The organism is Robinsoniella peoriensis, from assembly GCF_000797495.1.
Classification (GTDB): domain Bacteria; phylum Bacillota; class Clostridia; order Lachnospirales; family Lachnospiraceae; genus Robinsoniella; species Robinsoniella peoriensis.
Genome location: NZ_JTGN01000005.1, coordinates 16444 through 42968 on the forward strand (window position 1 = coordinate 16444; position 26525 = coordinate 42968).

At 39.6% G+C, this 26525-nt stretch carries 27 protein-coding genes; 19 read left to right on the plus strand and 8 right to left on the minus strand.

What is annotated here, in order from left to right:
• The first annotated feature begins 63 nt into the window (after nt 1–63).
• From QR40_RS11110 to QR40_RS11120, 3 genes are all read left to right on the plus strand, one after another.
• Entirely contained in the window at nt 64–507 is a 444-nt protein-coding gene (locus tag QR40_RS11110) for a MerR family transcriptional regulator (protein WP_044289442.1), read from the plus strand.
• A 228-nt stretch (nt 508–735) separates the two neighbouring features.
• Nucleotides 736–1428, plus strand: a complete 693-nt coding sequence (locus QR40_RS11115; RefSeq protein ID WP_027294647.1) for an iron-sulfur cluster assembly scaffold protein — start codon at nt 736–738, stop codon at nt 1426–1428.
• 17 nt (nt 1429–1445) lie between these two features.
• The gene (locus tag QR40_RS11120; protein WP_027294646.1) at nt 1446–2456 is read left to right on the plus strand and encodes a GGGtGRT protein; all 1011 of its coding nucleotides are present in this window, start codon (nt 1446–1448) and stop codon (nt 2454–2456) included.
• A 1942-nt stretch (nt 2457–4398) separates the two neighbouring features.
• Here the strand turns inward: QR40_RS11120 and QR40_RS31745 are convergent.
• Nucleotides 4399–4536: a DUF6019 family protein gene (locus QR40_RS31745; protein ID WP_156042930.1), complete on the minus strand. Its 138-nt coding sequence runs from the start codon at nt 4534–4536 to the stop codon at nt 4399–4401.
• A 151-nt stretch (nt 4537–4687) separates the two neighbouring features.
• Nucleotides 4688–5401: a helicase associated domain-containing protein gene (locus QR40_RS11130; protein WP_044295035.1), complete on the minus strand. Its 714-nt coding sequence runs from the start codon at nt 5399–5401 to the stop codon at nt 4688–4690.
• A gap of 478 nt (nt 5402–5879) precedes the next feature.
• Between QR40_RS11130 and QR40_RS11135 the strand changes: the two genes are divergently transcribed.
• The 4 genes from QR40_RS11135 (at nt 5880) to QR40_RS11150 (ending at nt 10870) form a co-directional block, all read left to right on the plus strand.
• Nucleotides 5880–6557: a response regulator transcription factor gene (locus tag QR40_RS11135; RefSeq protein WP_027294635.1), complete on the plus strand. Its 678-nt coding sequence runs from the start codon at nt 5880–5882 to the stop codon at nt 6555–6557.
• A 48-nt stretch (nt 6558–6605) separates the two neighbouring features.
• Nucleotides 6606–7523: a sensor histidine kinase gene (locus QR40_RS11140; RefSeq protein WP_052430800.1), complete on the plus strand. Its 918-nt coding sequence runs from the start codon at nt 6606–6608 to the stop codon at nt 7521–7523.
• A gap of 183 nt (nt 7524–7706) precedes the next feature.
• On the plus strand, nt 7707–8384 hold the full coding sequence (locus tag QR40_RS11145) for an ABC transporter ATP-binding protein (protein ID WP_027294633.1): 678 nt from the start codon (nt 7707–7709) through the stop codon (nt 8382–8384).
• The gene (locus QR40_RS11150; protein WP_044295037.1) at nt 8381–10870 is read left to right on the plus strand and encodes an FtsX-like permease family protein; all 2490 of its coding nucleotides are present in this window, start codon (nt 8381–8383) and stop codon (nt 10868–10870) included. Before QR40_RS11145 ends, QR40_RS11150 begins: the two co-directional genes overlap by 4 nt.
• 200 nt (nt 10871–11070) lie before the next feature.
• Here QR40_RS11150 and QR40_RS11155 read toward each other — a convergent pair whose 3' ends face one another.
• Nucleotides 11071–11373 (minus strand): hypothetical protein, encoded by a 303-nt coding sequence (locus tag QR40_RS11155; RefSeq protein ID WP_027294631.1) that lies wholly within the window; start codon nt 11371–11373, stop codon nt 11071–11073.
• Nucleotides 11374–11708: 335 nt separating this feature from the next.
• Between QR40_RS11155 and QR40_RS11160 the strand changes: the two genes are divergently transcribed.
• The 3 genes from QR40_RS11160 (at nt 11709) to QR40_RS11170 (ending at nt 14688) form a co-directional block, all read left to right on the plus strand.
• The gene (locus QR40_RS11160; protein ID WP_027294630.1) at nt 11709–12035 is read left to right on the plus strand and encodes a cupin domain-containing protein; all 327 of its coding nucleotides are present in this window, start codon (nt 11709–11711) and stop codon (nt 12033–12035) included.
• 168 nt (nt 12036–12203) lie between these two features.
• On the plus strand, nt 12204–13040 hold the full coding sequence (locus QR40_RS11165) for a MerR family transcriptional regulator (RefSeq protein ID WP_044295038.1): 837 nt from the start codon (nt 12204–12206) through the stop codon (nt 13038–13040).
• Between the two features lies 1 nt (nt 13041).
• A complete protein-coding gene (locus tag QR40_RS11170) occupies nt 13042–14688 on the plus strand; it encodes a MutS-related protein (RefSeq protein ID WP_044295039.1) in 1647 nt (548 codons plus the stop codon).
• Nucleotides 14689–14700: 12 nt separating this feature from the next.
• Here QR40_RS11170 and QR40_RS11175 read toward each other — a convergent pair whose 3' ends face one another.
• The gene (locus QR40_RS11175) at nt 14701–15588 is read right to left on the minus strand and encodes a LysR family transcriptional regulator (protein WP_044295041.1); all 888 of its coding nucleotides are present in this window, start codon (nt 15586–15588) and stop codon (nt 14701–14703) included.
• A 225-nt stretch (nt 15589–15813) separates the two neighbouring features.
• On the opposite strand from QR40_RS11175, the gene pckA reads away from it, so the two are divergent.
• The 4 genes from pckA to QR40_RS11195 all read left to right on the plus strand — a co-directional run bounded on the left by pckA (nt 15814) and on the right by QR40_RS11195 (nt 18585).
• Nucleotides 15814–17400, plus strand: coding sequence for a phosphoenolpyruvate carboxykinase (ATP) (pckA, locus tag QR40_RS11180; protein WP_044295042.1), 1587 nt, complete (start codon nt 15814–15816; stop codon nt 17398–17400).
• Nucleotides 17401–17596: 196 nt separating this feature from the next.
• Nucleotides 17597–17779: a DUF6472 family protein gene (locus tag QR40_RS11185; protein WP_027294625.1), complete on the plus strand. Its 183-nt coding sequence runs from the start codon at nt 17597–17599 to the stop codon at nt 17777–17779.
• Nucleotides 17780–18071: 292 nt separating this feature from the next.
• Nucleotides 18072–18293, plus strand: coding sequence for a hypothetical protein (locus QR40_RS11190; protein WP_027294624.1), 222 nt, complete (start codon nt 18072–18074; stop codon nt 18291–18293).
• Nucleotides 18274–18585 carry a YbjQ family protein gene (locus QR40_RS11195; protein ID WP_027294623.1) on the plus strand — a complete coding sequence of 104 codons (312 nt, stop codon included), beginning with the start codon at nt 18274–18276 and terminating at the stop codon, nt 18583–18585. Before QR40_RS11190 ends, QR40_RS11195 begins: the two co-directional genes overlap by 20 nt.
• Nucleotides 18586–18670: 85 nt before the next feature.
• On the opposite strand, the gene QR40_RS11200 is transcribed toward QR40_RS11195, so the two are convergent.
• Nucleotides 18671–18853, minus strand: coding sequence for a hypothetical protein (locus tag QR40_RS11200; protein ID WP_027294622.1), 183 nt, complete (start codon nt 18851–18853; stop codon nt 18671–18673).
• Nucleotides 18854–18894: 41 nt separating this feature from the next.
• Nucleotides 18895–19053, minus strand: coding sequence for a hypothetical protein (locus QR40_RS32060; RefSeq protein WP_027294621.1), 159 nt, complete (start codon nt 19051–19053; stop codon nt 18895–18897).
• Nucleotides 19054–19167: 114 nt separating this feature from the next.
• Here QR40_RS32060 and QR40_RS11210 point away from each other — a divergent pair, with 114 nt between their 5' ends.
• The 4 genes from QR40_RS11210 (at nt 19168) to ilvC (ending at nt 22637) form a co-directional block, all read left to right on the plus strand.
• Complete coding sequence (locus QR40_RS11210; RefSeq protein ID WP_052377842.1) at nt 19168–19992, plus strand: N-acetylmuramoyl-L-alanine amidase; 825 nt, start codon at nt 19168–19170, stop codon at nt 19990–19992.
• Nucleotides 19993–20392: 400 nt separating this feature from the next.
• A complete protein-coding gene (locus QR40_RS11215; RefSeq protein ID WP_027294620.1) occupies nt 20393–20809 on the plus strand; it encodes a CBS domain-containing protein in 417 nt (138 codons plus the stop codon).
• 237 nt (nt 20810–21046) lie between these two features.
• On the plus strand, nt 21047–21544 hold the full coding sequence (ilvN, locus tag QR40_RS11220; RefSeq protein WP_027294619.1) for an acetolactate synthase small subunit: 498 nt from the start codon (nt 21047–21049) through the stop codon (nt 21542–21544).
• A gap of 79 nt (nt 21545–21623) precedes the next feature.
• Nucleotides 21624–22637, plus strand: a complete 1014-nt coding sequence (ilvC, locus tag QR40_RS11225) for a ketol-acid reductoisomerase (protein WP_027294618.1) — start codon at nt 21624–21626, stop codon at nt 22635–22637.
• A gap of 114 nt (nt 22638–22751) precedes the next feature.
• On the opposite strand, the gene QR40_RS29755 is transcribed toward ilvC, so the two are convergent.
• Both QR40_RS29755 and QR40_RS11235 read right to left on the minus strand, forming a co-directional pair.
• The gene (locus QR40_RS29755; protein ID WP_052430801.1) at nt 22752–24134 is read right to left on the minus strand and encodes a serine hydrolase; all 1383 of its coding nucleotides are present in this window, start codon (nt 24132–24134) and stop codon (nt 22752–22754) included.
• The gene (locus tag QR40_RS11235; RefSeq protein WP_044295043.1) at nt 24131–25045 is read right to left on the minus strand and encodes a LysR family transcriptional regulator; all 915 of its coding nucleotides are present in this window, start codon (nt 25043–25045) and stop codon (nt 24131–24133) included. The genes QR40_RS29755 and QR40_RS11235 overlap by 4 nt, the downstream gene beginning before the upstream one ends.
• 206 nt (nt 25046–25251) lie before the next feature.
• On the opposite strand from QR40_RS11235, the gene leuC reads away from it, so the two are divergent.
• A complete protein-coding gene (gene leuC / locus QR40_RS11240) occupies nt 25252–26520 on the plus strand; it encodes a 3-isopropylmalate dehydratase large subunit (protein WP_027294616.1) in 1269 nt (422 codons plus the stop codon).
• Nucleotides 26521–26525 lie beyond the last annotated feature (5 nt).

The window sequence follows — 26525 nt, forward strand, 5'->3', positions numbered from 1 at the left end:
ATTCATATTATAATAAAAGACAAATGTTAAAGTTACTTTAATGTATGATAAGGGGGTCATATTATGGAATATAAAATAAAGCAGGTTTCTGAAATAACGGGATTACCGGCATCAACACTGCGCTATTATGAAAAAGAACAGTTGCTGCCAACTGTAAAGAGAAATGAAGCAGGTGTTCGGATTTACAATGACAAAGACCTTGACTGGATATCGATTATATCCTGCCTGAAAGCAACGGATATGCCAATAGCCGACATTCGCAGATTTGTAGCACTGTGCGCAAAGGGAGATGTAACTCTGAAAGAACGCCGTCAGATGGTTATCGCGCATAAGCGCGTAGTGGAAAAGCATATAGAAGAACTGGAAAGCAATCTGGACCACATTAATTTTAAAGTAGAATATTATAATGCGGCATGCAGGCTGGGATCCGAGGCACCCCTTAAACAGATTAAATATGTAGAATGCGATGATCAATGTGTTGTACGATTGAAGAATGCTGCCAGTTAAGGGAAAGAAAGAGAGTGGAAAATTCCATTCTCTTTCTTACTGCTGCGGTGTTTGTCGGGCTTAAAAGGGGTATTCTCCTGTTTTCCCTGTTTTAGGCAACACTTTTTTACAAAAAACACTAGACTATTTTGACGTTTTATGAGAAAATGATATCAAGTATGGTGTTAAATATCTAACGATATGAACACGTACATATCCAAAGAATTCATTTTTGAAAGGAGTCTTAAAATGATTTATTCACATGAAGTAGAAACGATGTGTAAAGTAGCGCAAGGCGTGGCTCATGGTGCTGCTCCGATCCCAGAAGAAGCAAAATGGGTAAAAGCAAAAGAAATTAAAGACATTTCCGGTTTAACACATGGTGTAGGCTGGTGTGCACCTCAGCAGGGTACCTGTAAATTAACATTAAATGTTAAAGAGGGCGTTATCCAGGAAGCATTAGTAGAGACAATCGGATGTTCAGGTATGACTCATTCCGCAGCAATGGCTTCCGAAATCTTACCAGGAAGAACAATCCTTGAAGCTTTAAATACAGACTTAGTATGTGACGCTATCAATACAGCAATGAGAGAATTATTCTTACAGATTGTTTATGGCAGAACACAGAGTGCTTTCTCAGAAGACGGACTTCCAATCGGTGCCGGACTTGAAGATTTAGGTAAAGGCCTCAGATCTCAGGTTGGTACAATGTATGGAACTCTTGCAAAAGGTCCTCGTTATCTTGAAATGACAGATGGCTATGTTACAGGTGTTGCTTTAGATGCAGATGACGAAATCATCGGTTACCAGTTCGTAAGTTTTGGTAAAATGATGGATTTCATCAAAGCAGGTGATGATGCTAACACAGCATTTGAAAAAGCTAAAGGTCAGTATGGTAGAGTTGCAGACGCAGTGAAAATCATCGACCCAAGACATGAATAATAGAGGAGGGGAAAAGAATGGCTTTATTTGAATCATATGAAAGAAGAGAAAAACAAATTCTGGCTGTTTTAAAAGAGTATGGTATTAACTCTATCGAAGAAGCAGCAGAAGTTACAAAAGCAGCAGGCTTAGATGTATATAATCAGGTTGAAGGTATTCAGCCAATCTGTTTTGAAAATGCAAAATGGGCTTACACTGTAGGCGCAGCAATTGCAATCAAAAAAGACTGCAGAAGAGCAGCAGATGCAGCAGCAGCTATCGGTGAAGGACTTCAGTCTTTCTGTATCCCGGGATCCGTTGCTGACCAGCGTAAAGTAGGTCTTGGACATGGTAACCTTGGTAAAATGTTACTGGAAGAAGACACAGAATGTTTTGCATTCTTAGCAGGCCATGAGTCTTTCGCAGCAGCTGAAGGCGCTATCGGTATTGCAGAAAAAGCAAACAAGGTTCGTAAAAAACCATTACGCGTTATCTTAAACGGACTTGGAAAAGATGCAGCTCAGATCATCGCTCGTATCAACGGATTTACATATGTTGAAACAGAGATGGACTACCACAAAGGCGAAGTAAAAGAAGTATTCCGTAAAGCATACTCTGAAGGACTTCGTGCAAAAGTTAACTGCTACGGTGCAAACGATGTAACAGAAGGTGTTGCTATCATGCACAAAGAAGCTGTTGACGTTTCCATCACAGGAAACTCCACAAACCCAACTCGTTTCCAGCATCCGGTAGCTGGTACTTACAAAAAAGAATGTGTTGATCAGGGTAAAAAATACTTCTCCGTAGCATCAGGCGGTGGTACAGGACGTACACTTCACCCGGATAACATGGCAGCAGGTCCTGCTTCCTACGGTATGACAGATACTATGGGACGTATGCACTCTGATGCTCAGTTCGCTGGTTCTTCTTCCGTACCTGCTCATGTTGAAATGATGGGTCTGATCGGCGCTGGTAACAACCCGATGGTTGGTATGACTGTTGCAGTTGCAGTTGCCATTGAAGAAGCTGCTAAGGCTGGGAAGTTCTAAGAAAACTGCATAGAATCAAGATTTATAGTGACTGCACTGACTTTTCATGGTTGGTGCAGTTTTTGTTATATAAAACTCTTTTGAGAATTGGAACAATAATGTTATAATATCTCTTATACAAATTGGAAACTATTATCAGAGTGAATAAGGGAAAATATCATGATTTTATTTCGAAAGATATATTGGACTAATTGTCCTATACATCTTCATTAGGTAGAAGTTTAAAGCAAATATCATTTAGCAAAACACCTTTGGAAACAATACTTGACGATATAAGTAAATATCGCGCAGGTTACATGGATATATTGATACAAGAAAATCTGATTGGTTGGAGATTTAAAAGTGAGGATTCTATATTTATATAATTGCTCCATAGTATGGTGAGTATATACTTTTTCAGTAATATCGTGATTGCATGTCCCACATTAGGAAGAATATAGATATGAAAAAATTTATTGATAAGGTATCAGTTTTGAGTAAAATTGATTGACAATGTTCTTGTTGCTGTCAGATGTGGTCAGCAGCACACATGCAACTCACAAGCCCTCTCTAAAAATTGGGAATCTCCCCATTAAGGCGGAGGAGCGGGGGATACTGGATAACAATATTATTACAGGAGTAATGGGAGCAAAGTCTAAAAATTAGCTACAGTAGAGCAGAGAAGGGTGAATTTATTTCTGAACCCATAAAGATTTGTATTATGTCAGTTGAAGTAGAGCAGGAACAGGCACGCGTTATGCTAGTGGGCATTTTACTAAGTTTATGTGAAAAAAGGCTAATAATGAGCAATAAGATTAACTTTGCATGAATTTTATAAATAAATATATAAAATTCATGCAAAGAGTCACTATTCAGGGGTGAAAAGTTTAATAATAATTCTATTATAAAATTTTATTAAAATTGAAATCCATTATTAGTTGCTATCACCTATTCGAAGACCTGGGTCTCTCAGGAGACCTGGGAGGTTGCGGAGGCCTAGGAGGCCTGGGAGGCTGAGGGGGCCTGGGAGGTCCCGGAGGCTGCGGAGGCCTGGGAGGTTGCGGAGGCCTAGGAGGCCTGGGAGGTCCCGGAGGCTGCGGAGGCCTGGGAGATTGCGGGGGCCTGGGAGGCTGCGGAGGCCTAGGAGGTCTCGGAGGTTGCGGAGGCCTAGGAGGTCCCGGAGGCTGCGGAGGTCTCGGAGGTTGCGGAGGCCTGGGAGGTTGCGGAGGTCTCGGAGGTTGCGGAGGCCTGGGAGGCTGCGGAGGCCTAGGAGGTCTCGGAGGTTGCGGAGGCCTAGGAGGTCCCGGAGGCTGTGGAGGTCTCGGAGGTTGCGGAGGCCTGGGAGGCTGCGGAGGTCTCGGAGGTTGCGGAGGCCTTGGAGGTTGCGGGGGCCTGGGAGGCTGCGGAGGTCTAGGTGGCCTGGGAGGCTGCGGAGGTCTGGGAGGCACAGGAGGTCTCGGTGGTACTGGTACCGGTGGCCATGGCGGTATCGGAATCGGAGCACTTCTTTGAACAGCTACCCAAAAAGCATTTGATTGAGGAGGTATGCTCGCAGTCATAATTGGTGAAAAAGCAACATTTACCAGTGAACCCCTTTGAATACAGCATAAACATATGCTTTGTCCAAATGAATTTATTACGATAGTCTGATTGCTGAGATTTAATCTGATATTCTGTATAGATATCATATTATTTATATCTGGTACAGCGTAGGAAACTAGTATACTGCCATTAGAGTTATTAAAACAAGAAACATCTTCTACGAAAGCATTGTTTATTCGCATAATGTTTCCCTGTTGAAACATAGTTCCAGGAGGATCATTATTCATGTAATGCCACCAATAATTATTTTATAGCAGTATATGCAAATTTTGCTGAAATGTGAGCCTGGATAATAGAATAAGCTCCGGCATTATAAGCCAGAGCTTTATTAAGAAGATTTAATCGCTATTAATGTTAAGAGTTAATTTTTTCTGTTAATTTCATCATGTGCTTCCAAAATTCCCTTTTTAACGGCAGTCTTAATGATCCAGTATAGTAAAAAAGCTCCACCTACAAATATACAGGCATAAATCAAAAACAAAATTGGTACAACTGTCATAAACTTTCCTCCCTCGTATTTTATATACTTCTTTATTAATTATAAGTTATTAAAGTATAATTGTCAAAGGATCTGATTTACGTTTGAATGATGATAAAAATGTCTCAAAATGATGTTCTGATTTATAATAAATGACGTGTTGATCTACCTCTCACGATATTTCATACACATCCTGCTCTTTATACCGCATTCCGCGAAGGCCCCACAGCATGCCGATCTGATTTAATTTTTCGACTTTTTCACTTTCCAGAAGATAGAATCTGGTACCGCGCTGCCGTTCCCGTTGTGAATTAATCCAGGATCCCAGCCGGAAGCCGTCTTTTGTGACGTAGTCTAAGGGAATATTTAAATGACCGTAGGTTTCATAATACAGTTTGGCATCCTGATACCATTCCATCCATCCGCGGCGGTTTCTGAGTTTCCAGCTTATACCCAGTTCTTCCAATTTGAAACGCTGGCGGCAATCCATTTTGTTTTGCCAGTATCGTTTTCTTTGATAACTGATCCATTCACCAATAGGCAATTGCCGGTAAACTATATTTCTGGGTATGTCAATATTTCCATTTTCTGCATAATAGTCTTTGCAGTAGTTATACCAGGTTTCCCATTCCGTTCGGATTTCCAGAGTCCAGATCATGCCAATCTGGTTTAACAGATATATTTTCCTGGCATCAATCCGATACGTTCCTTTTTGGCGATAGGCCGCCCGTTGTCTTTCAATCCAGCGCCCCAGAAGATATCCGCTATCAGTTTTGTATTTAGTTGGAATTTTTAATGTTTTGTTGGCTGTGTAATATTCTTTTGCTAATAGATACCACTCGTCCCAGGAAAGACGGGTGTAATTTCGATGATTTTTCTGATTCATAGAAGTTTCACGCCTCATTTCTCATTTGCTTTCCATATTGCATCAACTTTAATTTTTAAAAGTATAGCATAAGAAAACAATTGATGATCAGCGTTGTACTGAATAGCAGTTTTTTTGCTATGAATCGACTTTTTACGTATAATAATATAAAAAAATTAATATACAGTTATACTGTGCCAATGATGAAAATTATAGTATAATACAATGGAGTTTGATATAAGAAGCAATTTTAGGGATGGAATATCTGACTGACAATATAGAAAACAGAGAAATTACCCCATAAAAGAGGGAGGGCCAGTATCTATAGATACTGGCGAGTTATGAAAAAGATTATTAACTAAGTATTTGGTTTTACAAGTATTACTATAAAGCTTAGATATGAATAATTTATGTCTGTCAGTTAAATGATTTGTAAAGGATTTAAGTGAAAATATGAACATGTTGGATGGTACTGGATATACAAGGAGACTTATATATAATGAAAGAAATTTTACTGTTAGAAGATGATGAAGTATTAAGTTCCGGAATTTTAATGGCATTGAATAGAGAAAATTATCGGTTTACCCAATGTTTTACAATAGCGGCGGCTAAGGAAGCAATTAGCAGACAGACATTTGATTTGCTGGTACTGGATATCAACCTGCCCGATGGCAGTGGTTTTGATTTATGCCGTGAGATACGCAAAAACAGCAAGGTTCCCATCATTCTTCTTACTGCGAGGGATATGGAACTGGATATTGTCGCAGGATTGGAATCCGGTGCAGATGATTATATTACTAAGCCGTTCAGTCTTATGGTTTTGAGGGCAAGGGTAAATGCGTTATTCAGGCGTTTTGAACCTGGTGAAAGTCCGGGAGAATATGTAATTGATTCTTTTGTATTTAATTTTACAAAGATGGAATTTTATAAAAATAATGTGCAGGTGGAATTGAGTAAAACAGAGCAGAAGCTGCTGTATTTATTTGTAATGAACCGGAATATTACGCTATCCCGCAATATGATGCTGGAGCGAATCTGGCCCGATGGAACAGAGTATGTGGAAGACAATGCCTTATCTGTGACCATTCGAAGACTGCGGGATAAATTGGAAGACAACCCATCCAAACCGGAATATATAAAGACGGTATACGGGTTGGGTTACGTATGGGTGAGCTAAAAGGCTCCGGCATATGCAGAAGTCATGAAATTGAAAATGGAGGAAAACATGGATATACAAATGATCGTCTGCATTACCATTGTTTTCATAGTTTTGGCAGCGGCGATAATGGTAGTCTTGTGGTATCGTCAGTCGGTGAAGAAAACGATGCAGATAGTGTTAAACCGGATTAACGAAGCAATAGCGGGAAATTACAGTGAAACAAAATATGATGAGTCGATGATGTCTGCAATAGAAGAGAGATTGAATCAGTTTCTTACGATTTCACAGGAGACAAAGCAGATCACCACGAAAGAGCGGGATACTATAAAATCCCTGGTATCTGATATTTCCCATCAAACGAGGATACCATTGTCCAATATTCTGCTGTATTCACAACTGCTTGAGGAAAAACAAAACTTACCGGAGGATATATCAGGGATAGTGAAGCAGATTCAGAACCAGGCTGATAAGCTGGATTTCCTGATTAAAGCATTGGTAAAATCGTCATATCTGGAAAATGAACTGATTTCCATTGCTGCTGTACCCGAACGAATAGATAAGTTAGTGCTGTTATCATGTCAGGAAGTAGAGATGCAGGCATTGCAAAAAGAGATGGTAATTGAATATGAAGAATGTGGATTATCCTGTAGTTTTGATTTAAAGTGGACATTAGAAGCAGTTAGCAATATATTAGAGAATGCAGTTAAATATTCTCCGGCACAATCAAAGGTTGTCATAAAAGTGCAGGCTTACGAGATGTTTTACCGAATAGACATACAGAACTCCGGTATGGGGATTTCAGAAGAAGAACAAGGACTGATATTTCAACGATTTTACCGTTCACCTAAGGTACAAAAGGAGAAAGGGCTTGGGATAGGGCTTTATCTTGCACGGGAGATTATTATAAGGCAGGGTGGATATATTAAGGTGAAGTCAGAGCCGGGCAGCGGGGCGCTATTCTCTATATTTTTAAGTCACAAATAAAGTTGTTGCGTGGGCTGTCAATATGATATATTGATGGTCTGTTTAAATTAAAATAGAAATAACAGAATCTTACAAAACTGTCATATTTGAGAAAGGATCAGGTAAGAATTATTTGCTATGATTCTGTTGTGCAGATGGCGGGAATGGATTTTCAAACACGCTCTGACGTAAGGAGGATTTATGATGTGTATTATAGAAACGAAAGACTTAAAAAAATATTACGGAGCCGGTGAAAATGTGGTAAAAGCACTGGATGGAGTGGATCTTTCTATTGGGAAAGGTGAATTTGTATCGATTGTGGGAAGTTCGGGCAGTGGAAAATCCACCCTTCTGCATATGCTTGGAGGTCTGGATATTCCGACTTCCGGAACCGTGATGGTAGACCGGATCAATCTTTCCAGTATGACGAAAGACGAGCAGACCATATTCAGGCGGCGCAAGATTGGTTTTGTATTCCAGAATTATAATCTGCTGCCCCTGTTAAATGTTTATGAAAACATTGTTTTGCCAATCCAGTTGGATGGAGTTAAGCCGGATAAAAATTATATCAATGAAATTTTGGACATCTTGGGACTTCAGTCTAAGAAATATGCAATGCCCGGGCAGCTGTCGGGAGGACAGCAGCAGAGAGTGGCAATGGCAAGGGCATTGGCGACGAAGCCTGCGATTGTGCTTGCAGACGAGCCGACCGGGAATCTGGACAGTAAATCCAGCCAGGATGTGCTGGGGTTGATTAAGATCACCAGTGAGCGTTTTTGCCAGACCATTGTAATGATTACGCATAATAGTGAAATTGCCCAGATGGCAGGGCGGATTATTCATTTAGAAGATGGTAAAATCTATGTCAGGGAACAGCTATGATCCGGGTTGAAAATAAAAAGGTGATTGCAGGACTGGCGAAGAAAAATTATATTCAGAATTGGAAAAAGAATATTTTAATAATTGCAGCAATCATATTAACTACATTTATGATAACAGCGGTCTGCAGCATCGGTCTGAGCTATTGGAACGCAATTTCTCTAAGGCATGTAATGATGAATGGAATGATATTTGATGTGAGCCTGCCAGCACCTACTAAAGAGCAGGTGAAAAAAGCAAATTCTATGGAAGAAATATTGTATGCCGGCATCACCGTAGAGAGTGCAGTTATCGATAAATATCAGGAAAATGATGTGAATATCCCCTTATCCTGGAGTGATACAACGAACTGGGAAAAGCAGTGTGTTCCCGCTTACGAATTCTTAGAAGGAAAGTATCCGGACAAAGAAAATGAACTTTTGTTATCTACCCAGACCTTAAAAAGAATAGGGATAGATACGCCTAAAATTGGGATGCATCTTCCGGTGTCCTATTTTTTATTGTCAGAAAAAGATACTTCTCATGAGAAGTCGTTTGTGTTATCCGGATTTTACAAGGATTATTCCGGAATGTCACAGGGCTTTATATCCAGGGATTTTTATGAAAATTCAGGAGCAGAACAAACGGTTATGACCCAGGGTTCTTTAAAAATAACACTGAAAAATCATCTGTATTCCGTAAAGGATATTAAAATGCTGGAAGATGAACTATCGATTGAAGGAAGACAAATGTTATTTGCAGATTACTATCTGATGGAAGACTTCGTAAAATTTGCAGCAGGGCTGATGGGTTTGTTTTTTCTGATTGTTTTGAGCGGATATTTTTTTATTTATAATGTTCTTCATATTTCGATTGCCAAAGAAGTCCGTTTTTTTGGACAGTTAAAAACAATTGGTACTACATCTAAACAGATCAGGAGGTTTGTACTTAAGCAGGTGCTGTGGAATTCGTCGTTAGGCATACCCTCAGGGATGATACTCGGAGCATTGGTGTCGTTTTTGATTGTACCATCTGCATTGGAATTAGCGAATCCTACACTCCAGCTAAAAGAAGCAGTAGTATTTCATCCGTTAATTTTTATCGGAGCTGCACTGTTTTCCGGGCTGACCATTTATTTCAGCAGCAGGAAACCTGCAATGATAGCGGGTGATATTTCACCGGTTGAAGCAGCAAAATATTTTGGTATGGTATCCCCGCACCGGGATAGAAACAGTGTGAATGGGGGAAGGCTTAGCTACATGGCATGGCGCAATATGTTCCGGGAGAAGAAGCAGGCGGTTATTATACTAACTTCTTTTTTTGTAACGCTTACGGCTTTACTGGTCATCACAACCCTGGTTAATGGAAGCAGTACAAAGCATGTCCTGAATACACTGCAAGATTCCGATTTACGCATTATTAATCTTTCCACAGCGTATAATAATCCTATTCAAAGAATACAGCCATCCGTAATCGAGCAGATAAAATCCATGGATGGAGTTGAGGATGTCCGGACAGTAAGTTCAGCTGAACTGCTGATTCCTTATGATGAAGATATTTGGAAGGAATATTTTATAGGGCTTGAGAAGAAGCCAATTGCCAGAGGCGATTATGAGGAGCAGATGGTACTTTATAAAGAAGGAAAAGAAACAGATTTGTTTACCGGCAGGCTCGTGGGCATTGATGAAGCGGAATTTGATTCCATTAATAAAGAAATGGACGGCATTTTAAATAAAGAAGCGTTTATGTCTGGTGAAATCGGTTTGATAAGCCCTTTCCTTACGGGAATTTCGGTTAAAGAAACATTGGGTAAAGAACTTGTTTACCAATTAAAACAGAATAATGAACGAAAACAATATAAGATAAAAATAGAGGCGGAAATTCCTGGTGTTAGCTTTATTGCCAGCGGATACTTACCAAGCATAATAATCAGTGATGGATTAGCAAAAGAAATCTTAGGCGAGCCTATAACCGAAATTATAAAGATCGTTTATGAAGAACCATTTAATGCCGAACTGGATAAAAAAATAAAAGAATTATTTAAGGGTGAGAAAAACATATCGATGGAGTCGAAATTTGACAGCTATGATGAAATGAAGCAGTCGGAGACTCAGTTAAAAATTCTTGGCGGGGGTCTTGGAATAATCCTTACCTTATTAGCCATTTTGAACTATAGCAATATGACTGCTGCAGGGATACAGAACCGGATAAAAGAATTTGCAGCGCTGCAAAGTATTGGCATGACTACGGTACAGATCAGGAAGTTACTGCTGATAGAAGGAACGTGCTATGGAATTGTTTCATTCTTTTTTGTAATTATCCTGGGAATTCCAATTGATTATGTCATATACCATGCAATGAACCGTTACAGGATTCCTTTCCAGATACCGGTCAGATCAACTCTTCTTGTATTTGGCAGTATTTTAATCACCTGTATTTTTGTTCCATTGGTGGTTTATCAATTTTTGCATAAGGATAATATTGTGGAACAGCTGCGGGATATGGAATAAAAGATGGCTCCGGTTGTTACGCCGGAGCCGGTAAAATGGTACCCGGTTGTGCGGACCGGGTGTGAGTTATGAAATATATTAGCTTCTTGCTAATATATGTTAAATCTATCATATTCTGTATGTGCATTCAAACAAAATCGTTCGACAAAATATTTCATAAAACGACAAATCAACTTGCTGCAAATATGTATAGGCAGGGGTTATCTGGATAAATCTTCCACAATGGTATCTTCGGTGAGACCGGAAAGTACAGCTATTTTTTCGTTAACCATACTGCGAAAGCAATTGGGGAGATGTTCTTGGTGGGCTCTGTGAATCGCTACACATTCCACACATTTTCCATGATATTTGCAGGGTTTTTTGCAGGAACAATGGTCTTGTGATTTCAGTGCTTCGCGAAGTTCCGCTACGAATTCATCCTGGATTTTTATACCCTCTTGCCGGTTGCCCTTATGAAATTCCTTCATGGCTTCTTTCTCTTTTGCATGTCCATCAATTTTCATAGTATGTACAGCTCCTTTTTTCTTTTATTATAAAACAGATACGTATGAATGTCAAAAGTGTATAACTATTCATTATACTATGCATCACAGTAATAAAATATCTTGTATTTATAAATGTGGTGAGATATAATAATGTCAGCAGTTGAAATTTACCGGGAAGCATAAATTCTAAATGAAATCAGCATTCCAAGTAGAATAAAATATGGTCTTCGATGAGGAAGAGTTTCTGGTTGCAGCAGTTACCGGGGACTCTTTTCTATTGAGTCAGGGAATTTCAGACTGCAGGCAGAGCTAAGATACATAAAAAATTGCAAATCAGAAATGGAGGATTTGAGATGAAAACAGAAACAGTGGAAAATATGTGTGGTGGAAAAGGACATGTTGTGATCAAACATATCCTGGGCGAAAAAGAATTAAACGGCAAATGCGGTCTATATGCGGAAGTAACTATTGAACCGGAATGTTCTCTGGGGTATCATGAACATCACGGAGAGAGTGAAACTTATTATATCTTATCCGGAACAGGTGATTATGATGATAATGGAAATGTTCGCCCGGTAAAAGCAGGAGATGTTACATTTACCCCGGATGGTTCCGGACATGGACTAATTAATACGGGAAATACGGATCTTGTTTTCATGGCACTGATAATTATGGATTAAAGCTTGTTCGATGAATAAAATAATTTATTAATATTGCAGTTTGCAAAAATACTTCTGAATTTTTCAGGAGTATTTTTCGTAATTAAGAAAAAAATGCAGAAATTTCTAAAAACAGCTTGACTGTAAACCTGGTTTATACCTTATATACCAATAGAAGGAGGTGAAAACTTGACAATAAAAGAGGTTGAAGAGGAATTAAATGTCACCAGAGCAAATGTTCGCTTTTATGAAAAGGAGGGGCTGCTGACTGCAAGGCGTAATCCGATTAATGGTTACCGGGATTACTCCAGGGAAAATATTGAGACTTTAAAAAAGATTATCTTTCTAAGAAAGCTTAATGTACCTATTGAAGAGATTAAGCTGGTGCAGTTGGAAAAGCTCTCGATGGAAGAAATGCTTCATAAACAGGCAGACTCATTGGAGGCAGAGATAAAACAATTAGAACAATCCAGGTGGATTTGTTTAGAGCTGGTTAAGAATCAAGATTTTGATTATGCCAATTTAACGGTAGAACGGTATGAGGATGCTGTAGACAAATCCGGTTATATGATTTTTCGGGATACGATTAGTAATCTTGCAGCAATGAAAGGAAAGATTGCAATATGGTCAATCATTATCTTTTCATTTATATTAGCGTTTATCTCGTATCCGCTGCTGCCGGAAGGAATTGTAGTCTGGTGGAATAATATTGGTAAAATCGTTTATGGAGATAAACTGCTTGTCTTTATTTTTCCTGTCATTGCATCCATGCTTGTCTTCACAGCCAGATCCTGGGTCTGGAATTTTCTCTATCGCAATATGCCTTACTATATGCTGAAAGTGGATGCCATTACCACAATCGTGTGCCTCTATTTGTCCATTCTTTTGCTGACAAGTCAGCTATATGCGATTTTCTATCACAACTGGATAAGCTGGCCAATTGAAAGCAGCGTTATTGTGGAAACACTCATATTTTTATTTATTTTGTTAGTAATTGCCTATAAAAAGAAAAAGGAGGAGCGATAACATGGAACTGGCAATGATCTTTGTGATTATGCTGGCATTATTTATGGGGGCTGTTTTTTATGAACGTAAATGCGGTGAGCGGAAAGTTCGTAAGTGGATTCATGATTCCTATGGTAAGATACCGGCAGACAGAAAGCTTCCCTTTGAACAGATTCAAATTTTCTGGGAAGAATTTAAAATGGACATTCCCGAGAACGAAAGCGTAGATGATGTTACCTGGAATGACCTGGAGATGGATAAGATTTTTTCCAGAATAAATGTCTGTACATCATTTGCGGGGGAACAGGTGCTGTATGCCAGGCTTCACAAGCTGCCGGCAGATAAAGCCGGGCTTTTAATTCTGGAAGAACAAATTTGCTTTTATTCCAAGAATGATAAAATCAGGGAAGAAGTGCAGTATTTGCTTAGCAGACTTGGGAAAGAAGAAGTGAATTATTATCTGCCTGTGTTTATGAGTAATCTGGATGCTCTTGGTTCAATTCATGTAAGGTTTTACAGGATTATGCAGATATTGTTGTTCTTGTCTGTGATTCCGGCTCTTGTCAGAGGACAGTCAAGCCTTCTGTTGATTACAGCAATGGTATTTATGATCAATGCAGTAATTTATGCATTGAATAAAGTCAGGCATGAAGTCTATATGGATACCCTTACCGGGATTATAGGAGTGGCAAAGAGTGTAAAAGAAATTGTGAAAAAACCGGAGAAATACACGATTCATATACCGGAGAGCATCAAAGAAAATGTAAAATTATTCGATAAAATAACGAAAATGCTTGTCAGCCTTCAGCGGAAGAAGCGGGAAGGAATGTCTGGAGATCTATTAGGGGTTGTCCATGATTACCTGATAGGAGCAACCCTTTGGGATTTTATTGTCTATGATAAAATCATCCGCTACCTGAGGGGAAAACAAAAGGAATTTATGGAGCTGTTTGAGTTCATAGGCGAGTTGGAAGCATCTGTTTCTGTAGCTTCATTCAGGAAAAGCCTGGAGTTATACTGTATACCTGAATTTATAAATAAGCCTGTGCTGAAAATGACGGAAATCTATCATCCGCTGATCGAACATCCGGTCTGCAATACGGTATCCCTGGACCGTAACTGTATCATAACGGGATCAAATGCTTCCGGAAAGTCTACGTTTATCAAAGCCGTGGCGGCAAATGTGATCCTTGCGGAAAGCATTCATACCTGTATGGCAAGACAGATGCAGCTGCCGGATGCCATGGTGATTACATCCATGGCGGTGCGGGACGATCTTATGGGCGGTGAAAGTTATTATATGAAAGAAATTAAATATCTGAACCGCATTGTAAAAAGTATAAAAGATAAACGGATGGTCATCTGCGTTATTGATGAGATTTTAAGAGGAACGAATACACAGGAGCGAATTGCGGCTTCGGCGGCTATATTAGAATATCTGGAAAATCAAAATTGCCTAGCGATTGTGGCATCCCATGATATTGAGTTGACACGGAAACTGGAAGATGCCTATGGATATTATTTTTTTTGTGAACAGATGCAGGGCAGGGATATTGCTTTTGATTATAAGATCCGGGAAGGGGTCAGCAATACAAAGAACGCGATTGCTCTGCTGGAGGCTATTGGCTTTCCGAATATGATCATCGAGAGAGCAAGGCAGATGCTGTGATACGGCTTTTTGTCACTTTTCACAAATAATTTTTTTTAGCTGGAATGCGGCAGCACTGAGCGGATACTTTGTGTTCTCAACGAGACAGATATTTCGGAAAGGAATTTCTTCTGCAACCCGGATTTCAAACACTTCCTGTGCGTTTACTGCACGTGCTGCAAATTCCTCTGGAATAAAACCGATACCGAGATCATGGGTAACCATTGGCAGTATCAGGTCGGTGGTAGCCACCTCGATGTCAGGCTCCAGGTACAGCTTACGGGAGGAAAATATTTTTTCGTAAAAGGTATAGGTCGTCGTACCCTTGGATAAGGAAATCAGAGGATATTGTTTTAAATCTTCTAAATGGAGAACCTGATCTTTTAAATGTTTAAAATGAGGACCCGCAATTAAAATTTCCCGAAAGGGAAGGAGTTTGGTTTCTTCGAGGGGGGCATAGGCATCCGTAGGTGTGGTGACGATGGCAAAATCAATTTTGTCGTATTTCAGGTGATCAATTGCTTCTGGTGTGGTAACATTTTGAATCAGCAGCTTAATATTGGGGTACATGGAGTGAAAACTCTTCAGTTTTACCAGCAGGAAACCATGCAGTGCCGTTTCACTGGCTCCAATACGGATCAATCCATCCTGGAGAGTGGTAATGTCTTTTAAAGATTTTTCGCCGATAAAGATTTCTTCGCAGGCTCTGCGGACATGGGCAAATAATTCTTCTCCCTCATGTGTCAGGGAAACGCCTTTTTGTGAGCGGACAAACAGTTTGCAGCGCAGTTCTTCTTCCAGAAGTTTAATGGTACGGGAAATAGATGGCTGGCTGGACATCAGCAGATTGGCAGCCTGGGTAATGCTTTTGTATTTTGCCACGAAATAGAATATTTTGTAGTATTCAAAATTTGCCGACATGGTATTGATTCCTCCATCGTAATTGATCCATAGAAAATTGTTATGGACACTATACAATAATATTATTTTATTTTATGCTTACTTAATAGTATAATACGATTTGTATAAAACAACAAGCTTTTGTTGACATATCAACTGTAGGCGCCAGCATTGCCAATGCAATATAGTAATAAGCGGCAGTTCTGAAATCAGTAGAAATGACGGCAAAGGAAATAGGAGGAAAATATGAATACATATGGTCTTGAAAAATTAGGTATTATTAATCCCAAAGCTGTTTACCGCAATTTAAGCCCGGCGCAGCTGGTTGAAAAGGCACTTTGCAATGGAGAAGGAAAATTAAGCAGCACAGGTGCTTTAGTAGTTACTACCGGAAAATATACGGGACGTTCTCCGGAGGACAAATTTGTAGTAGATTCAAAAGGAATCCATGATGATATTGCGTGGGGTAAAGTAAACCGTCCGATCAGTCAGGAAAAATTCAATGGGATTAAAGAGAAATTAACGGCTTATCTCCAGAATCGTGAACTCTATATTTTTGATGGCATGGCGGGAGCAGATCCGGTATGTACAAAAAAATTCCGGGTGGTAAATGAATTGGCAAGCCAGAACCTGTTTATACATCAGCTTCTGATCCGTCCTACAGCAGATGAACTTGCTGACTATGGAGATCCGGACTTTACCATAATTGCAGCTCCGGGATTCAAATGTATCCCGGAAACAGACGGTGTGCACAGTGAGGCAGCAATTATGATCGATTACGAAGCAAAACTGATTGTAATCGCAGGGTCACAATATTCCGGAGAAATGAAAAAAAGCGTATTCTCCGTTATGAATTATCTGATGCCGAAAGAGAAAAATGTACTGCCAATGCATTGTTCTGCAAACATGGATCCGGTAACCGGAGAAACAGCGATTTTCTTTGGATTATCAGGAACAGGAAAGACAACGCTTTCAGCAGATCCGGGACGTAAGTTAATCGGTGATGATGAACACGGCTGGTCAGAAGAAGGAATCTTTAACTTCGAAGGCGGCTGCTATGCAAAATGTATTAATCTGGATCCCGAAGGCGAACCTGAAATCTATGGAGCAATCAGGTTCGGAAGTCTGGTTGAAAATGTGGTGATCGACTCTGAGAGCCGTGAACCTGATTTTGATGATGGAAGCCTGACCGATAATACCCGTGTGGGTTATCCGGTAGATTATATATCCAATGCTGCAATCCCAGGAGTAGGAGGTGTGCCGAAAGTGGTAATCTTCTTAACTGCAGATGCATTTGGCGTACTTCCTCCAATCAGCAGACTTGACCAGAATGCAGCAATGTATCACTTCGTGACCGGATTTACATCTAAGCTGGCAGGAACAGAGAGAGGGGTTCAGGAACCGCAGCCCACATTCTCCACCTGTTTTGGTGAACCATTTATGCCAATGGATCCATCCATTTATGCAGAGATGTTAGGAGAGCGGATTGAAAAATATGATACAAAGGTATATCTGATTAACACCGGATGGGCAGGCGGACCGTACGGAGTCGGAAGCCGTATGAAACTGAAATATACACGTGCTATGGTTACTGCTGCACTGAATGGCGATATTGATAAGGCAGAATATAAACATGATGAGGTATTCAACTTAGATGTTCCTCAGAGCTGCCCGAATGTGCCGGATGAAATTATGAATCCACGGGATACATGGGAAGATAAAACAGCTTATGATGAGTCAGCTAAAAAACTTGCAAAGATGTTCCAGGAAAACTTTGCAAAAAAATATCCGAATATGCCAAAAAATATTGCAGATGCAGGCCCAAAAGCATAATCAGAAATGAACAGATAAAAATTACAAAAAATTACAAAATACGAAAGATAAAAAAGTAAGCAAAGGCCGTTTCTTAGAGTGATATTCCGACAGGCTCCTGAGAACGGCTTTTATCATGTCCAAAATTAATGGATGGAAAATGAATCAAATCCGGTGTATAATTGATTAAGACGTTTTTACAAAAAGGAGGAGTAAAATGACTGGAAAATCTAATTGTGACTGCTGCTTGAATTATGCATATGATGATGATTATGAATGTTATATCTGTGAGGTAAATCTGGATGAGGATGAGATGGGCCAGTTTATGAGAAATACATTTACTAATTGTCCTTATTTTCAGTTTAATGATGAATATAAAGTAGTCCGTAAACAGATGTAAAGTCCCATAAAAGAGGGAGAGCCAGTACCTTTAGGTACTGGCGGGTTATGAAAAAGATTTTTTAATAATGTGTTGTTTGTACTGATCTCTCTGTACAAGTAATACTATAATATTATTCTGTGAAAAATATGTGACGTAGAATTGAAGAATTTGTGTGCATTTTATAAAATAAATGGAAACTCTTTTGAAGCAAGAATAACAGGAGAATAATCAGTACTTCTCAAATGCAGTTGTATCATACCGAAAAAGATGTTAAAATAAAGCTATGATAACAGTCAGGGAGGAAATCAATATGAAATATCAAAAAATGATAGCGCCTATAGTAATTACGGCATTACTGGTTCTTTTTTTAATGGTGTATCTCACAATGATTACCGTTGTGCCAATTCCCATAGTTGTAAAGGTTTTATTTGGAATTATTATTTTAGCGTTGATTGGTGTTTCCTTTTTTGTACTGGCAGAACGATTAAAAGAGATAAGGAGCGGAGAAGAAGATGATCTTAGTAAATACTGATTATATTACTGGAAAGACATTTGAAATGCTGGGATTGGTAAAGGGAAGTACCATACAATCCAAGAATATCGGCAGAGATATTACCCAGGGGTTCAAAACCATTGTCGGCGGGGAATTAAAGGCTTATAATGAGATGATGAATGAAGCCAGAGCGCTGGCAACAAAAAGAATGGTGGAAGAGGCTGAGGGCATGGGCGCTGATGCAGTAGTAAATATCCGTTATGCATCCTCCGCTATCATGCAGGGGGCAGCGGAAGTAATTGCTTATGGAACTGCCGTGAAATTTATGTAACAAAAATTAAATCCATGTTATTGCAGTCTCCTGTGAGAGACATAATAACATGGATTTTTCTCTGCTGTTTTTAGGAATATTAAAATTAATTACCACCGGGACCGTCTTTGCGGGGTCTCGTACTTTCATCTTTTGGAATAATATTTCCATTGCCAAACTCAGGAGGAAATGTATTTGTTGCATTATCCGGTTTTGGTGTGTCGATTTCAGGAATGTTGCCATCATCGTAAACATTTGTTTTCGTGTTGCCGTCGTTAACATTTATCATGTGTTGTTCCTCTCTTTCGCATGAATGCCTGGAATCGCAGGCTATTGGTTGCCTTCACCTTCCGCTACTATTTCTTCCAGTACGCGTATTAAGTCATGAATATTATTCAGTTGTACATTTTTTTCCAGGATCAGATTTTTCAGATCGATGGAAAGTGTTTCGAATTTCTCCTTTACTTCCGGAGCTATATAAGAAGCCATTTATCATCACCTCACATATAATATGTTCAGAAAAAGGCAGTTTTATTCATCTGATTCCTTTTTTGCCGGATTGCATATGCTAGATATATGGATAAACAAAGCGAGGTATGTGACATGGAAATAAAAAAAAGTATTTTAACCAATTCAAGTTGTTATAAAACAGGCAGAACCATAACGCCTCAGGGGATAATGACACATTCCACAGCAACTCCCGGAGGGACTGCAAAGGATTTTATCAGTTATTGGAATGGAGATATTGACGCCTGCACAAATTATATCATTGATGATACCGGTATCTATCAGCTGCTCCCGGAGACCCACAGATCGTGGCATGCCGGCTCACCGGCAAATGATATGTATATTAGTTATGAAATCTGTGAACCTGGAACGTTTTCTTATAATGGCCAATGGCAGTCAATGGGAAATTATGATCCTTCCCTTCCGGAAAATATCCGTTATTTTCGGAATGTATATGAAAAAGCAGTCTGGCTCAGCGCTTATTTTTGTAAAAAATACGGATGGAAGCCGGACAAAGAGCATGTTCTGTGCCATTATGAAGGATTTTTAAAAGGTGTGGCAACAGAACATGTGGATGTAACCCATTGGTTTCCAAAACACGGCAAAAGCATGGATACTTTCCGGGCAGATGTCAAAGCAGCAATGGGCAATGAGTCAAAGCCGGAGAATCCAAAGCCGGAAGATCCGAAACCGGAAGAAAATGTACAATATTATGTTCAGGCAGGATCCTTTAAAGATGAAAAGATGGCGAACAGCCTGTCAGCAGTTTTAAATAAAAAGGGTTTTCAGGCATTTGTAAAGAAGGTGAATAAACTCTATAAGATTCAGGCGGGTGCTTTTAGAGACAGGGAAAATGCAGCTAAGATGGTACAAAAGTTAAAAGATGCCGGTTTTGAATCTTTTATTATAAAGAAGTCCTGATTTGCAGGACCAAGGTGTCCGGATGATGTTGCGGGGGCAGAAATTCTGCCTTTTCTGGCTCCCGGCATAGTAAATGGGATCGTTGCAATGTAGAAATCAGGATGGGAAAAGAGCAAAAAAAGGGGACCAGTTGCCTGGTCCTAAAAGGAAAGAGAAATGTATAAAAAAAGCTTATTCGCTTTATTTATAAATAATACTATACTATGCAGATATGAATGAAATATGGCGTCAGACTTAATATATTCTAAAATAATTAAAAGAATTATAAAAAAACAGGAAAGCTTAACTTTATAAAATACTTATAAACTATTTATGAATTACGTACTTTGCATTGACGAACATTGTAGATTGTCTTATAATATTTTTGTATGGAAGTAAGAAAAAAACAGGGAGACTACAGATGAATATTTTATTCTTTTTGACCCCGAAAAGTGAGGTTGCATATTTGTATGATGACTATTCGCTGCGGCAGGCGCTGGAGAAGATGGAGCATCACAGATACAGTGCAGTACCGATTATTAACCGAAAAGGTAATTATGTGGGTACGATCACAGAAGGGGACATGTTATGGAATGTGAAAGACAAATACCTATTAGATTTACATAAAGCAGAAGATATCCCGCTGGCACAGATAAAAAGAAGGTGGTACAATGATCCCATCAATGTTAACTGTGAGATTGAGGATCTGGTAATGACATCGATGAATCAGAATTTCGTACCCGTAATCGATGATAATCAGATTTTTATCGGTATCATTAAAAGGAAGGATATCATTCAGTACTGTTATAACTGCTATAAGGGGAGCCTGAAAAAATAAGTTAAAATTAGTAATGTTTGGTAGAACAGATTAAATTTCTCTTATATGGAGTTGTACTTGCATATTTTGTTGTATTTTCAGAAAATTGCACCGGGTAACGGAAAATTACCCGGATATTTTAGGAATATTCACTTTAACAATTCAATGTGTTACAAAACCACTTTGCCAAATTTGACATTGACAAAGAATGTAATAATTGGTAGAATACTTTTAGTCTGTATAAAAGGTGGTTTTACTATGAAAAAACGTATATTATCTATGTTAGTTGACAACACATCCGGTGTATTAAGCCGTGTGGCAGGTTTATTTAGCAGACGTGGCTATAATATTGACAGTTTGACTGTTGGTGTAACCGCTGATCCTAGATATTCCAGAATGACAGTTGTTGTATGTGGAGATGAATTGATTCTGGATCAGATTACCAAGCAGGTAGCGAAACTGGTAGATGTGGTGGATATTAAGTCGTTATGTCCCGAAGAGAGCGTCAGCCGTGAGCTAATCCTTGTGAAGGTACGGGCAGATGCAGGCAATCGTCAGGCTATTATTGCAGTAGCTGATATATTCAGGGCTAAGATCGTAGATGTGGCAGTGGATTCACTTATCATCGAACTAACAGGAAACCAGTCAAAACTGGATGCTTTTATTAACCTTCTGGAAGGATATGAGATTCTGGAACTGGCACGAACCGGTATTACCGGATTATCCCGTGGTGCGGAAGACGTAAGATATTTATAGTACGTCAGATACATATGGAAAGAGTACGCTAGAGGCTTTTAAACCTTTAACAAATATAAAACATTTGGAGGAAATGAAAATGGCAGCAAAAATTTATTATCAGGAAGATTGTAATCTTGCATTATTAGAAGGTAAAACCATTGCTATTATTGGTTATGGCAGCCAGGGGCATGCACATGCGTTAAACGCAAAAGAGTCCGGATGCAACGTTATCATTGGTCTTTATGAAGGAAGCAAATCATGGGCGAAAGCGGAAGCACAGGGATTTGAAGTTTATACAGCTGCAGAAGCAGCAAAAAAAGCGGATATCATCATGATTCTGATCAATGATGAAAAGCAGGCTCAAATGTATAAAGAATCTATTGAGCCAAACTTAGAAGAAGGAAACATGCTGATGTTTGCTCACGGTTTTGCAATTCACTTCGGACAGATCGTAGCACCTAAGAATGTAGATGTTGTAATGATCGCTCCTAAGGGACCTGGACATACCGTAAGAAGCCAGTATCAGGAAGGAAAAGGAGTTCCTTGTCTGATCGCAGTACATCAGGATTCCACAGGAAAAGCTCATGACAAAGGATTGGCTTACGCTTTAGCAATCGGCGGAGCAAGAGCTGGTGTTCTGGAAACAACTTTCCGTCAGGAAACAGAAACAGACCTCTTCGGCGAGCAGGCAGTTCTTTGCGGTGGTGTTACAGCTCTTATGAAAGCTGGTTTCGAAACATTAGTAGAGGCTGGTTATGAACCGGAAAGTGCATATTTTGAATGTATTCACGAAATGAAACTGATCGTTGACCTGATCTTCGAAAGCGGATTTGAAGGAATGAGATATTCTATTTCTAACACAGCTGAGTACGGAGATTACATCACAGGTCCTAAGATCGTTACAGATGAAACAAAGAAAGCAATGAAACAGATCTTAACAGACATCCAGGAAGGTGTTTTTGCACGTAACTGGTTATTAGAGAATCAGGTAGGATGCCCGAACTTCATGGCTAAGAGAAAACAGGAAGCAGGTCATCAGTTAGAAGAAGTTGGTAAAGAACTTCGTAAATTATATAGCTGGAATGACGGAAACAAATTACTGGACAACTAATTCCAGATTCAGCATTTCTAAGCAGGTAAAATTGTTGGGGAGCTCCCAGTGATTATATAGTCAAAAAATCCGGCGGGGTTATGATTTTTCATAACGCTGCCGGATTTTTTGTGATCAGGAATTGAAATGCCGATATACGATTTGTGATATGGCGCGAATATTAGCCTGTGCCGCACCTGCATTAGAGATATTTGACATTACACAGAGAATATAATCTGCTTTGGGAGAATAGACAATTGCCATATCGTGCTGATATTCATCCGTTTCTCCGGTTTTATTGGCAACAACTGTTCCGGCTGGAAGACCGGACGGTATTTTAATGCGGAAAGTCTGCTGCTTTAGCAGATCCAGCATTTTGTTCGAATAGGTTTTGGATACGCATTTTCCATTGTAAATGTCTTCTAGGATTTTTCCGCAGTTCTGGACGGATGTCTGATTCCAGGTGGTACCGTTGTTAATATCTTCCCCGCCGTTAGAGCTGGGGTAAATAGCCTGACCCTGATTAGTATCCGTATATCCATATTTTTTACAGAAATCGTTGGTTGCATTTTTACCAATGGTACGGACCAGCGTGTTAAAAGATTCGTTGCTGCTGTAAGTGATCATAGAGTGGAGCAGCTGATTGGTGGATGTGGTTTCTGGAATTCGACCGTTTTGAATGGATTCGTATACGGCGCCCATGGTAAATACCTTTATGACACTGGCTGCATAATAATAATTATTACCAATTAAACAGGTCTGATCATCATTTAAATTTTTTACGTAAACAGACCACCTGCCCGGTGTACAGGAATTATTGATGTAAGCCGTCAGCTCATCGTTCAGGGCGGTAATGGACTGTTTTTTATTTTTGATCCATTTTCCGTTTTTATCTACATAATAGCCTTGTACCCAGGTATTAACTGCCATTTTGCCATTGGAGTTAAAATAATAGTCATAAGTCTTTTTCCCTTTTTTGATTTTCTGCCATCCGGTTTGCATCACACCCTTTTTATTAAAGTAATAAGTGGATTTGCCTTTTTTCAGCCAGCCGGTCTGCATGATACCTTTGCTGTTAAAATAGTATTTCTTACCTTTTATAGTATGAAATCCTTTTTGGATGATTCCTTTTTTATTGGCATAGTATTTTTTGTTATTGTATGTTTTGAATCCATTCGTACGGAGATAACCGTTTTTATCAAATAAATATGTATTACCTTTTACTTTTTTCAGACCCGTGGCTGCTGTCCCGTTGGAAGTAAGATATAATTTCTTCCCTTTAAAAGTAACGAAGCGGTTTTGGATCATACGGCCTTTGGCATTAAAATAGTAGCGTTTGCCATCAATTTTATAAGTGGTATTACAGATTTTTTTCCCGTTTTTATCGTAATAATACCGGTATTTCATCTGTACCCATCCGGTTTTTGCGGGCTTTGCACCGGCGGCATGGGTAGTAACAGGTAATGTGGTTGCCATTAGAATCAGCAGTAACAGTAGTAAAGATCGAAACTTCTTCATAAATCAATATTCCCCCTTTTGGTTTTACTGCAGAAGCTGATGAATTCCTGTAATGCGTGGGAGGGATATGACGATTTAAGATATGCAAATCCGACCTGGCGCTTATGAATTGGAAATTCAAGAGGAATCTCCTGCAAAGTCTGGTTGTCTAACTCTTTCTGAACAAATTTTTTTATGACGCAGGCAACGCCAAGCCCTATTTTTGCGAAATCAATCAAAAGATCCATCGTCGTTACTTCTAACAGGGTGTTGGGTTCCAGCTTCTGCTCAGCCAGATAATCATCGATATACTGGCGGGTCATATTATCTTTGTCTAAAAGCATAAGAGTAGCTGTACTTAATATATCATATTTTTCTTCTTTTGTCCGTAAGAAAAGGTTATCCAGGTAATTTTTTGATGCTACGAAAATGTCTTCAATTTCTTCTATGGTATGGAATTGGATATGAGTGTTGTGCTCCGGTTTACTAATCAGCCCGATGTCAATTTTCTGTTCTTCTAATAACTGCAGGGTACGATTACTGGACTGGCATTCAATCGTTATGCGGATGTGAGGGTACAGCTTAATAAACTCCTGCAGATAAGGGAGCAGCAGGTATTTGCAAAGGGTTGTGCTAACGCCTATACGCAGGTGGCCAATGCCCAGATCAGCGGCCATGCGCAGCTGCTCTTCCCCGGTCTCAATGGCGTCAAAAGCCGTTTTGACATGGTCATAGAGCAATTTGCCTTCGTCAGTAAGCCGTACACCACGGGAGGTTCTGGTAAAAAGAACCGTATCCAGAGACTGTTCCAGCCTTTGAATCGACTTGCTGATTGCTGGCTGGCTGATGTAAAGTTCCCCGGCGGCTCTGGAGATATTGCCGGCATTTGCTACGGTAAAAAATATTTTATAGAGTGACAGGTTCTGATTCATAGATATCCTCATTTCTTTGCGAGTCCGAAAATAACGTTAACAAAATGACATTGGAAGTAAACTGCAATAATATAACGTCAAGTTATAACAAATATTCATAATATGTATTTCTATTATATCAATATTTGTGATATAATTCAAACAATAGTTAAGATCCATTCGTTTTTAGGGATTTTGATTCAACGAAAATCAGGAGGACAAATAACATGGGAATGACAATGACACAGAAAATTTTAGCTGCTCATGCCGGACTGCAGACTGTAGAAGCAGGACAGCTGATAGAAGCAGATCTGGATCTGGTACTGGGAAATGATATCACTTCTCCGGTAGCGATTCATGAAATGGATAAAATGAAAACAGGAGGGGTATTCCATAAGGATAAAATTGCCCTTGTAATGGACCACTTTATTCCGAATAAAGATATCAAGTCAGCAGAGCATTGCAAATGCGTGCGTGAATTTGCCTGTAAGCATGATATTACCAATTACTTTGATGTAGGAGATATGGGAATTGAACATGCGCTTCTCCCGGAAAAAGGACTGACAGTAGCAGGAGATGTAATCATCGGTGCAGATTCCCATACTTGTACTTATGGAGCTTTAGGAGCATTTTCAACCGGCGTGGGAAGTACGGATATGGCAGCCGGCATGGCAACAGGTAAAGCATGGTTTAAAGTACCTTCCGCCATTAAATTTAACCTGGTTGGAACACCTTCAAAATGGGTGAGCGGGAAAGATGTGATTTTACATATTATCGGTATGATTGGGGTGGATGGTGCTCTCTATAAATCTATGGAATTTGTAGGAGAGGGTGTTAAGAATCTTACAATGGATGACCGTTTTACAATTGCAAATATGGCAATTGAGGCTGGCGGTAAAAATGGTATTTTCCCGGTAGATGAATTAACCGCTGCATATTTTGAATCCCATACCAAGAGGCCTTATACCGTTTATGAAGCAGATGAAGATGCCGAATATGAAGAAGAGTACACAATTAATTTAAGTGAATTAAAGCCTACGATCGCATTTCCACATCTGCCTGAAAATACGAAGACTATTGATGAGATCCAGGAAGATGTTGTGATCGATCAGGTTGTTATCGGATCCTGTACTAATGGACGTATTGATGATTTGAGATGTGCAGCCGGAATTTTAAAAGACCGTCATGTGAAAAAAGGAATCCGCTGTATCGTAATTCCTGCAACTCAGAAGATATATCTCCAGGCGATCGAAGAAGGGCTGATCCAGACCTTTATTAAAGCAGGTGCAGTGGTGAGTACACCTACATGCGGTCCTTGTCTGGGCGGCTATATGGGAATCCTGGCAGCGGGAGAGCGCTGTGTATCTACAACCAACAGAAACTTTGTAGGACGTATGGGTCATGTGGAATCAGAAGTATATCTCACAAGTCCTGCAGTAGCTGCTGCAAGTGCAATAACCGGTAAAATTTCAGCTCCGGCAGAATTAGGATTATAGGAGGA

Excerpts from the sequence above, each read along its gene's own strand:
- leuC (WP_027294616.1), top strand. The coding sequence starts at position 25,252 with ATGGGAATGACAATGACACAGAAAATTTTAGCTGCTCATGCCGGACTG.
- QR40_RS11185 (WP_027294625.1), top strand. The coding sequence starts at position 17,597 with ATGACTGGAAAATCTAATTGTGACTGCTGCTTGAATTATGCATATGAT.
- QR40_RS11170 (WP_044295039.1), top strand. The coding sequence starts at position 13,042 with ATGGAACTGGCAATGATCTTTGTGATTATGCTGGCATTATTTATGGGG.
- QR40_RS11145 (WP_027294633.1), top strand. The coding sequence starts at position 7,707 with ATGTGTATTATAGAAACGAAAGACTTAAAAAAATATTACGGAGCCGGT.
- QR40_RS11120 (WP_027294646.1), top strand. The coding sequence starts at position 1,446 with ATGGCTTTATTTGAATCATATGAAAGAAGAGAAAAACAAATTCTGGCT.
- QR40_RS11190 (WP_027294624.1), top strand. The coding sequence starts at position 18,072 with ATGAAATATCAAAAAATGATAGCGCCTATAGTAATTACGGCATTACTG.
- QR40_RS11130 (WP_044295035.1), bottom strand. The coding sequence starts at position 5,401 with ATGAATCAGAAAAATCATCGAAATTACACCCGTCTTTCCTGGGACGAG.
- QR40_RS11200 (WP_027294622.1), bottom strand. The coding sequence starts at position 18,853 with ATGATAAATGTTAACGACGGCAACACGAAAACAAATGTTTACGATGAT.
- QR40_RS11110 (WP_044289442.1), top strand. The coding sequence starts at position 64 with ATGGAATATAAAATAAAGCAGGTTTCTGAAATAACGGGATTACCGGCA.
- QR40_RS11150 (WP_044295037.1), top strand. The coding sequence starts at position 8,381 with ATGATCCGGGTTGAAAATAAAAAGGTGATTGCAGGACTGGCGAAGAAA.
- QR40_RS11215 (WP_027294620.1), top strand. The coding sequence starts at position 20,393 with ATGAATATTTTATTCTTTTTGACCCCGAAAAGTGAGGTTGCATATTTG.
- QR40_RS11135 (WP_027294635.1), top strand. The coding sequence starts at position 5,880 with ATGAAAGAAATTTTACTGTTAGAAGATGATGAAGTATTAAGTTCCGGA.
- QR40_RS11195 (WP_027294623.1), top strand. The coding sequence starts at position 18,274 with ATGATCTTAGTAAATACTGATTATATTACTGGAAAGACATTTGAAATG.
- QR40_RS11235 (WP_044295043.1), bottom strand. The coding sequence starts at position 25,045 with ATGAATCAGAACCTGTCACTCTATAAAATATTTTTTACCGTAGCAAAT.
- QR40_RS11115 (WP_027294647.1), top strand. The coding sequence starts at position 736 with ATGATTTATTCACATGAAGTAGAAACGATGTGTAAAGTAGCGCAAGGC.
- QR40_RS29755 (WP_052430801.1), bottom strand. The coding sequence starts at position 24,134 with ATGAAGAAGTTTCGATCTTTACTACTGTTACTGCTGATTCTAATGGCA.
- QR40_RS11140 (WP_052430800.1), top strand. The coding sequence starts at position 6,606 with ATGGATATACAAATGATCGTCTGCATTACCATTGTTTTCATAGTTTTG.
- QR40_RS11175 (WP_044295041.1), bottom strand. The coding sequence starts at position 15,588 with ATGTCGGCAAATTTTGAATACTACAAAATATTCTATTTCGTGGCAAAA.
- QR40_RS32060 (WP_027294621.1), bottom strand. The coding sequence starts at position 19,053 with ATGGCTTCTTATATAGCTCCGGAAGTAAAGGAGAAATTCGAAACACTT.
- QR40_RS31745 (WP_156042930.1), bottom strand. The coding sequence starts at position 4,536 with ATGACAGTTGTACCAATTTTGTTTTTGATTTATGCCTGTATATTTGTA.
- QR40_RS11210 (WP_052377842.1), top strand. The coding sequence starts at position 19,168 with ATGGAAATAAAAAAAAGTATTTTAACCAATTCAAGTTGTTATAAAACA.
- QR40_RS11155 (WP_027294631.1), bottom strand. The coding sequence starts at position 11,373 with ATGAAAATTGATGGACATGCAAAAGAGAAAGAAGCCATGAAGGAATTT.
- ilvN (WP_027294619.1), top strand. The coding sequence starts at position 21,047 with ATGAAAAAACGTATATTATCTATGTTAGTTGACAACACATCCGGTGTA.
- ilvC (WP_027294618.1), top strand. The coding sequence starts at position 21,624 with ATGGCAGCAAAAATTTATTATCAGGAAGATTGTAATCTTGCATTATTA.
- QR40_RS11160 (WP_027294630.1), top strand. The coding sequence starts at position 11,709 with ATGAAAACAGAAACAGTGGAAAATATGTGTGGTGGAAAAGGACATGTT.
- pckA (WP_044295042.1), top strand. The coding sequence starts at position 15,814 with ATGAATACATATGGTCTTGAAAAATTAGGTATTATTAATCCCAAAGCT.